At 45.7% G+C, this 790-nt stretch carries 1 protein-coding gene and 1 pseudogene; both read right to left on the reverse strand.

Features of this window, described 5'->3' with window-relative positions:
• A partial coding sequence (locus A3729_RS24025) for a M20/M25/M40 family metallo-hydrolase (RefSeq protein ID WP_156498108.1) occupies positions 1 to 536 on the reverse strand: 536 nt, incomplete at its 3' end.
• A gap of 135 nt (positions 537 to 671) precedes the next feature.
• Positions 672 to 790: pseudogene (locus A3729_RS34145) on the reverse strand (2,3,4,5-tetrahydropyridine-2,6-dicarboxylate N-succinyltransferase); the annotation flags it as partial.

Raw genomic sequence — 790 nt, forward strand, 5'->3', positions numbered from 1 at the left:
TTCTTGATCACATCACCGAGCACCTTGGTACTGGATGGCTCACCAACCAGGCACCAATCAATTTTTTCATTACGCGCCTCCAATGTTTCAACAACCTTAACGGTACCGTTTGTTGCTGGTCCTTCTTCATCGCTGGTAATTAAGTAAGCGATAGAGCCTTTATGGTCGGGATGTTTTTTAACAAAGCGCTCACAGGCGGTGATAAATGCAGCCAGGCTACCCTTCATATCAGCTGCGCCACGACCATGTAGCATATCTCCCTGAATACGGGCCGAAAAGGGTGAGTATGTCCACTCTTGTTCAGGGCCAGTAGGGACAACATCGGTATGACCGGCAAACGCAATTAAAGGTGCTTCGTTACCTTTGCGAGCCCAAAGATTGGTCACATCCTCAAAGATCATTGTCTCGGCTTTGAATCCGAGAGGAGCCAAATGACGCATCATAATATCCTGACACTCACAGTCTTCTGGTGTGACAGAGGGCTGCTGTATAAGTGCTTGGCTAAGTTGGATCGTGTCAGTTGTGGTATCACTCATAATTTGGCTCGTCGTTTTAATCGTTTTGTATATGCAAAAAAGCGCATCCATAGATGTAAGCATTAAAAAGCTTTGATTATGAGTGCGCCTTCAAGAACTGTCCTGTTAGGGCAGTGTTAGTTGCTTAGCCAGATACTAGTTGTTGGCGTGAAGCTCTTCATTCAGTTCAATGGCAGTCTTATTAGTTAAGCATTCAACTCGACCATTTGCCGAGTTTCGGCGGAACAGTAGGTCGGCTTTATTTGCTAGATCAC

The sequence above is a fragment of the Oleiphilus sp. HI0043 genome (assembly GCF_001634935.1).